The 2,818-nt window shown below is 49.4% G+C and carries 3 protein-coding genes; all 3 read left to right on the top strand.

From position 1 onward, the window contains the following. Positions 1–789, top strand: a 789-nt coding sequence (locus RWJ96_RS06825) for a Tat pathway signal protein (RefSeq protein ID WP_314019640.1), incomplete at its 5' end; no start/stop codon positions are given. A 100-nt stretch (positions 790–889) separates the two neighbouring features. Continuing rightward, the gene (locus RWJ96_RS06830) at positions 890–1,603 is read left to right on the top strand and encodes a response regulator transcription factor (RefSeq protein WP_035427161.1); all 714 of its coding nucleotides are present in this window, start codon (positions 890–892) and stop codon (positions 1,601–1,603) included. A gap of 11 nt (positions 1,604–1,614) precedes the next feature. Beyond that, positions 1,615–2,818: histidine kinase dimerization/phospho-acceptor domain-containing protein (locus RWJ96_RS06835; RefSeq protein ID WP_314019641.1), on the top strand; the 1,204-nt coding region annotated here is incomplete at its 3' end.

Below are 2,818 nucleotides of genomic sequence, written 5' to 3' on the forward strand. Positions count from 1 at the left end.
GTCGAGGTGGATACCACAACCTTTGATTGGGAACTTCTCGCCGCACCATTTTCTGACGGCAAGCTCACAGGTGACGCAAAGGTGCTGTACAAGGCTGATAAAAACTGGGATCCGGCTCCATTTGCCTGCGGAGACGATAAGGTGGTTTGGCTTGTCCAGCCTTCTTCTTCGGGCGAGAAAACCCGTGAATCTTCGCACTGCTACGTGTGGCGTGTGGGGGATTCTGAGGGAACGGACGCCGTTGAATCTCCAGGTAGATTTGCCACTGCACCGTCTATCTCAAAGGGCGTAGTTACCCTCACTCCTCGAGTTCGCGCCTCCGAAGGCACCTACTATGGCGTTACAGCATACCTGCTGGGAGACAACCTTAAAACCAAGGTTGACCAGCTTGTTATGCCTCAATCCGTCAAGCCTTTTGCAGCAAGTCGCGTAGACGATAAGTTCATTGTGTCGGTTGAAGCAAGTTATGACTCGGGCGGTCTGTTGGGCAAGATGGGAACATATATTCTGCCTGCTTCAGGCGAAAACCCTTACGTCATTGAGCGTGAACCTTATGCAATATCGGCAGGTAAAGGTAGCCTTTACATAGTTAAGAGCCGCGCCTCTTACGTGCTTGTTGATACACAAAATCAAACGGCAAACTGGCTCTATTCAATGGATAGAAGCGTTGATTACGGAGAGTTTCCTGCTCGAGAAGGTAACTGTGATTCTTTTGTAACCTACTCAACTGTCAAGGATCCTACCAGCGGATATCCGGCTTCCGTGACAGTTCGTGTTTTTTCTTTGTAGATTATTTGTAGGTATAGAGATAGAATGAATACAAATAATTAATGAATAATCGTAATGTGCCATACGCACATACATGCAGGGCAAAAGAAAAGGGGAGACAATGGCTTCCGACGAGAAGAAAATTCTGATTGTCGAAGATGAGAAAGTCATCCGTGACGCCGTCTCAGCATATCTTGAGCGCGAAAATTACGTTGTTAAGGGCGTTGGCGACGGTCAAAGTGCAGTTGAAGAGTTTGAAAAGCACGCATTTGACCTGGTGATTCTCGATCTTATGCTCCCAAAACTTTCTGGAGAGCGCGTTTGCCGTGCAATTAGAGATACCTCTAACGTGCCTATCATTATGCTTACCGCAAAAGGTGAGGTGGAAGACAGAATTATTGGTCTTGAGCTTGGTGCTGATGACTATCTTGTTAAGCCTTTCTCGCCACGTGAGCTGGTGGCACGCGTTCGCGCGCTGTTCCGCCGTACGTATTCTGAGCCAGACACTGCTGTTGACGTGCTTGATTACGGTACCCTTACTATTGATATTTCTGGTCACAAGATTCTCATCAACAACGAGGAAGTTGACCTGACCGCTTCAGAGTTTAAGCTGCTCACCACCCTTGCTCGCTATCCTGGTCGCGTGTACACACGTATGGAGCTTGTCGAGAAGGTCCTGGGTTATGATTTTGAGGGCTATGAGCGCACTATTGATTCGCATGTCAAGAACTTGCGCGCAAAGCTCGGCGATGATCCTCGTAATCCTCGCTGGCTGTTCACCGTTCACGGTGTCGGCTATCGCTTTGAGGCTGGCAACGCTAGCCACGAGTCCTAAGCTCTAGAGTTTTGGCGCTCTTCAAGAAACATCATTCAAATTCTCTTAAGAACCCTCCGGAAACTGAGGGTTCTTATAAAACTATTAAGCCCGATCCCGTTGGCACTCAAAGCTTTACCACCCGTATGGCGGCGTTCTTTGCGCTGACTGCTGTCATGACGGTATTGGTGCTTATTTCTGTTTTGGGCATTGTGTGGGAAAGTCGTTTTACCGCTTATACCAGGGAGAACCTACAAAACACCGTTGATACTACCGCGCTCAATATGTCTCAGGCGTACGCGCGCGCAGAAGGCTGGAATGCCGACGTTCTCTCTATTGCACGCCAGGCCTCTGCAACCAATTCCGATATTGGTATCCAGGTCTTAGATGTTTCTGGCGTGGTGCTGTATGACGACTCGGCGCCAAATGCTCGCCGACCTGGCGGAAATAGTGCATTATCTGGCCCTCAGACGGGTGACGCCGTGGTTTATGCAGTTGTCCAAAACCTACAAGGTGAGCCTGTGGGCAGCATTAGAATTTGGACGTTTGGTTCTGAGCCGTTCCTGACCCAGCGAGACATTGCGTTCCGTAATGGCTCTTACCAGGCAATTAGTCTTGCTGCAGCCATTGCAATTTCGCTTTCTGGACTGATTGGTATTTTGGCTTCACGCTCGCTTACCAAGCCCGTACGTCGTATTACCGAGACGGCTGTTCAGATCAGAAGCGGCAATCTTGCGGCTCGTTCAGGTATCCGTGGCGAGAATGAACTGGGGCGTCTGGGAGAAACCTTCGACGACATGGCATCTTCACTCGAAAGAGACATTAAGCTTGAACGCCGTCTGACCAGTGATGTTGCACATGAGCTCAGAACTCCACTTATGGCTATCATGGCCACCGTTGAAGCAATCCAAGACGGTATCTTGCCCGCAGATGAAGAGCGCTTGGAAAACATTGTGTCTGAGAGTAGACGTCTTTCTCGCCTGGTAGACGCCATGCTCCACCTCTCAAGGCTTGAGAACGGAAAGACAAAGTTCAACCCAGAAAGCGTCAATGTGGTTGCTATGGTGGCGAGTCTCGTTGCGGTACAAGAAACACTCTTTAAGGAGAATAACCGCACGTTGACCTTTGTGGATAAGACACCCGAGGGTAATTGTTTTGTTGATATTGATTCGGACATGATTCGAGAAGCCCTGACCAATTTGCTGAGCAATGCCATTCGCTATACCGACGACGGGG

Origin of the sequence: Lancefieldella parvula (genome assembly GCF_963547875.1) — a bacterium.
Classification (GTDB): domain Bacteria; phylum Actinomycetota; class Coriobacteriia; order Coriobacteriales; family Atopobiaceae; genus Lancefieldella; species Lancefieldella parvula_D.

Excerpts from the sequence above, each read along its gene's own strand:
- RWJ96_RS06830 (WP_035427161.1), top strand. The coding sequence starts at position 890 with ATGGCTTCCGACGAGAAGAAAATTCTGATTGTCGAAGATGAGAAAGTC.